This is a genomic window from Hyalangium sp., assembly GCF_035629615.1.
In the GTDB taxonomy this organism is placed as follows: domain Bacteria; phylum Myxococcota; class Myxococcia; order Myxococcales; family Myxococcaceae; genus Hyalangium.
The window spans coordinates 1-4,336 of sequence record NZ_DASPHO010000124.1; the positions used below are offsets into that span (position 1 = coordinate 1).

Annotated in this window: 2 protein-coding genes and 1 pseudogene; 2 read left to right on the plus strand and 1 reads right to left on the minus strand. The window is 67.6% G+C overall.

All coding sequences use genetic code 11. The features are described 5' to 3' along the window. Positions 1-228 precede the first annotated feature (228 nt). Both VD972_RS06070 and VD972_RS06075 read left to right on the plus strand, forming a co-directional pair. Complete coding sequence (locus tag VD972_RS06070) at positions 229-669, plus strand: methyl-accepting chemotaxis protein (protein WP_324982118.1); 441 nt, start codon at positions 229-231, stop codon at positions 667-669. 324 nt (positions 670-993) lie between these two features. Further along, a complete protein-coding gene (locus VD972_RS06075) occupies positions 994-4,011 on the plus strand; it encodes an ATP-binding protein (RefSeq protein ID WP_324982121.1) in 3,018 nt (1,005 codons plus the stop codon). Positions 4,012-4,073: 62 nt separating this feature from the next. On the opposite strand, the pseudogene VD972_RS06080 reads toward VD972_RS06075, so the two are convergent. Continuing rightward, positions 4,074-4,214, minus strand: a pseudogene (locus tag VD972_RS06080) (thioredoxin); the annotation flags it as partial. Positions 4,215-4,336: the final 122 nt, after the last annotated feature.

A 4,336-nucleotide genomic window follows, 5' to 3' on the forward strand; every position in this document is an offset into this window, starting at 1 on the left:
GTGCGCTCGATATGGGAGCCAGGGGCCACCCCAGAGCGTGTGGTGCTGAATTCACAGGCGCTTGAGCCAAGCAGCCCCAGGAGGCTGCTGCCTGCCACTGCAGGGGCCAGGCTGGGCACAGGTGTGCCTACAGCGGCTGTAGGGCCGGGACACGGGCCCGGCCAACGGCTCGGGTGGCACCCGGCAGCAGCACTCCTTCCCCGCTGGGCCCGGGGCCGCACCCCGCCAATGGGCCTCCATTTCTCCTATCGTTTGGCGCTCAACGCGGCCATCGAGGCCATTCGGGCCGGCGAGCACGGCAAGGGCTTCAGCGTGGTGGCCGGCGAGGTGCGGCGGCTGGCCGGGCGCAGCAAGGCGGCGGCGCGGGAGATTGGCGAGCTGGCCATCAACAGCTGGGCGGTGGCGGAGGAGTCCGGCCGCCAGCTGAGGGACCTGGTGCCGTCCATCCAGCGTACGGCGGAGCTGGTGCACGAGGCGGCGGCCTCCACGCGCGAGCAGTCCACCAGCGTGGGCATGATGAGCGAGGCCATGGCGGCCGTGGAGCGCTCCACCCAGGGCAACGCGCGCGGCGGAGGGGCTGGCCAAGGACGCGGAGTCGCTGGCCCTTCAGGCGGACGCGCTGCGCCGGCTCACGGCCTTCTTCCAGGTGGGCAGCCTGGAGGGCATTGATCTCAGCGCGCCGTCCGAGCTGCCGCCCGAGGTGGGCTCATCGCCCCCTTCGGCTCCGGTGCTCGACGCGGCCATGGGGAGCATCGATGGGGGAGGCAATCCCCCGCCTGGCGGAGAGGTCCAGAGCCTCTAACGCAAGGCGAAGATCCATGGGATGAAAGTCCATATGGAGGGAGGTTCAAGAGGGCATTCTCGCCTTCTTTGTTACTCGCCTTCTGTAGTAGTGACGGACCCTCATGTTTCGTGCGAGCAGCGTGAGGGTCGAAAGGTCGGTTGTTCCTCCATCACCTGGCGCCACCCAGGACACCTTCGGTGTGGGTTTCGATGCCTGAGCAAGGAGGCGGCAAGAAGACTCCCTTCATCGGCCCGAGCGAGATGCACGTGCGGGTCAGCGCCCACGACTGGGCTGCGACACCCGTGGGGCCTGTCGAGACCTGGCCTCAGAGCCTCAAGTCCACCGTGAAGACGCTGCTGTCCTCGCGCTATCCGATGATTCTCCTCTGGGGCGCCGAGCTCATTCAGATCTACAACGAGGCCTACATTGGCCTGATTGGAGACAAGCATCCTGGGGCACTGGGGCGCTCCATCCGAGAGACTCAATCCGAGTCCTGGGAAGTCATCGGGCCCATGATTCATGAGGTGATATCGACGGGGATCCCCAACTGGGTTCCCGCGCAGATGTTGCCATTGGAGCGTGCGGGCTACCGGGAAGAGTCCTACTTCAGTCTCTCCTACAGCGCGGTCGACGATGATGAAGGACGCATCGCCGGCATGCTCTGCGTCTGCAGCGAGGTGACCCAACAGGTCCTCGGTGAGCGGCGCACCCGGCTGCTGCGTGATCTGGCCATCAAAGCGGGCGAGACCCAGAGCGTCGAGAAGACCTGCCTGGACATCGAGGCCACCATGGCCTCCCATTCGTTCGATGTGCCTTTCGCGCTTCTGTACCTCCGCGAGCCGGACGGAAAGACGCTCGCGCTCGCGGCTGGTATTGGCCTTCAGCGCGGCGCCCACGCGGCACCGACGGTGGCGAGACCCGATTCGGAAGACGGTGTCATGTGGCCCCTGGGCCCGGCCTTACGCGGGAAGACCGTGCTCGTGGAGCGCCTGGAGCAGGGGCTCGCCTTGACGGGAGGCCCCTGGAAGGATGCTGCCCATTCGGCGCTGGTGATGCCCATCGCCTCCGCCGAGCCAGGGGCGACGCTGGGCGTGCTGGTGGCCGGCATCAGTCCCAACCGCGAGCTTGATGAGGGCTACCGCTCGTTCTACGAGTTGTTCGCCGGCCAGGTCTCCGTGGCGCTCCGCAATGCCCGCTCCTATGAGGACGAGCGCAAACGGGCGGAGGCACTTGCCGAGCTCGACCGCGCCAAGACCGCCTTCTTCAGCAACGTGTCGCACGAGTTCCGGACGCCGCTCACGCTCATGCTGGGGCCGCTGGAGGATGCGCTCTCCGACATGAACGCGCCGCTGCCACCGTCCCAGCGGGAGCGACTCGCCCTGGTGCTGCGAAACGGCAACCGCCTCTTCAAGCTCGTCAACACACTGCTCGACTACTCGCGGCTCGAGGCGGGACGAGCCAAGGCCAAGTTCCAGCCAGTCGACCTCTCCTCGCTCACCACGCAGCTCGTGAACCACTTCGAGTCGGCGGCCCGCAGGGCGGGGCTCACCCTCACGGTGGAGTGCCCGCCGCTCTCCGAACCTGTCTGGGTGGACATCGAAGCCTGGCAGAAGGTCGTCTTCAACCTCTTGTCCAACGCGCTCAAGTACACCTTCAGCGGTGGCGTGTCCGTGTCGCTCCGAGAGCAAGAGAGCCAGGTCCTGCTGCGAGTGCACGACACGGGCACGGGGATTTCGCCCGAGGAGCTGCCGCACATCTTCGAGCGCTTTCACCGGGTGGAGGGCGCTCGCGCGCGCAGCCACGAGGGCAGCGGGATTGGCCTGGCCCTGGTGAAGGAGCTCGTCGGGCTGCACAAAGGCCGCGTGGACGTCGACAGCGAGGGGGACCGAGGCAGCGTCTTCACCATCTCGCTTCCTCTGGGGCACGGCCATCTGCCGGCAGATCAACGAGCGGTTCCTGGCGCGCAAGCCGCGGAGGCCGAGACCGCGCGCGCAGATTCTTATGTCCAGGAAGTGCTCGGGTGGTTGCGACAGGAAGATGAAACGCCATCTCTTCAGGGGGACCTGAAGAGCGTTCACGGAGAGTCGACGCAGCGGCTAGGGCGTGTGCTGGTGGCGGACGACAATGCGGACCTGCGCGATTACCTGACGCGCACGCTCTCACCCCTCTTCGAGGTGGAGGCCGTGGCGGATGGACAAGCGGCCCTCGAGGCGGTGCGTGTCCGAGCTCCGGATCTCGTCGTCACCGACGTGATGATGCCGCGCCTGGGTGGCTTTGGGCTCTTACGCGCCCTGCGCGAGGCGCCCGAGACACGAGCCCTGCCGGTGGTGATGCTGTCCGCGCGGGCGGGGGAGGAGGCCGCCATCGAGGGGATGGAGGCGGGCGCGGACGACTACCTGGCCAAGCCTTTCTCCGCCCGCGAGCTGCTGGCGCGGGTGCGCACCGCGCTGGAGCTGTCTCGCATGCGGAGGAACCTGGCACGCCAGGAGGCGCTCGCCGAGGGCCTGCGCGAAGCGGTGCGTGCCCGGGATGCGTTCCTGTCCGTTGCTGGCCATGAACTCAAGACGCCCCTGGCTGTCTTTCGCCTGCAGTTGGAGTTGCTGGAGCGTGGCCTGAGTCCGGAATCGCACGCGCGGCTCGCTGAGCGGTTCGGTACCGCCGCGCGGCAGGTGGGGCAGCTCTCCTCGCTGGTGGAGGGGTTGCTTGTCGTCTCGGAGTTGGCCGCGGGACGACTGGAACTGCGGCGCAGCGAGGTGAACCTATCGGCCTTGGTGCAGGAGGTGGCCGCGGGAATGAACGCGGAGTTCGCGCGGGTGGGGTGCTCGGTCACGCTGCGGGTGGAGCCAGAGGTGGTGGCTCCCTGTGACGGGCCCCGCATCGCGCACGTCCTGGCAAGTCTTTTGCGTCAGGCGATGCGTGGCTCGCCGGCGTGTCCGCTGGAGGTGTCACTCCTGAAGGAGGGGGCGGCGGCGCGTCTGAGCGTGACGGGCCACGGCAGAGACTTGTCTCCGGAGGACCGTGCCCGCATCTTTGGTGACTTCGAGCGGGCTGTCCCGACGCAGCACTACAGCACCGGGCTCGAGGTGTGGATCGCCCGGCAGGTGGTGCAGGCCCACGCCGGCGTCTTCGAAGTCACGGATACGCCCGGAGGGGGGGCCACCTTCCATGTCCTGCTGCCGCTGTTGGCGTTGGGCAGTGGTGTTGCCAGTGGAGGTCAGCGCCGCTGAAGCCCGATGATACTGCTGCACGAGGGGAGGGCCGCGAGGAGTCCGGAGGAGATCTAATGAGCTCAGGAGGCCGCGGGCAGGTGCTCGCGGACGACGCCGAGCCAGTACTCCCGGCCGTAGTACTGGCTCATCTTCCCCAGCAGCCGGCTGTCCCAGAACAGCAGGAAGGTGGGGATGCCGAAGAGGTGCGCTCGATATGGGAGCCAGGGGCCACCCCAGAGCGTGTGGTGCTGAATTCACAGGCGCTTGAGCCAAGCAGCCCCAGGAGGCTGCTGCCTGCCACTGCAGGGGCCAGGCTGGGCACAGGTGTGCCTACAGCGGCTGT

Bases quoted from the DNA above. Each gene is read 5' to 3' on its own strand.
- VD972_RS06075 (WP_324982121.1), top strand. From the start codon at position 994: ATGCCTGAGCAAGGAGGCGGCAAGAAGACTCCCTTCATCGGCCCGAGC.
- VD972_RS06070 (WP_324982118.1), top strand. From the start codon at position 229: ATGGGCCTCCATTTCTCCTATCGTTTGGCGCTCAACGCGGCCATCGAG.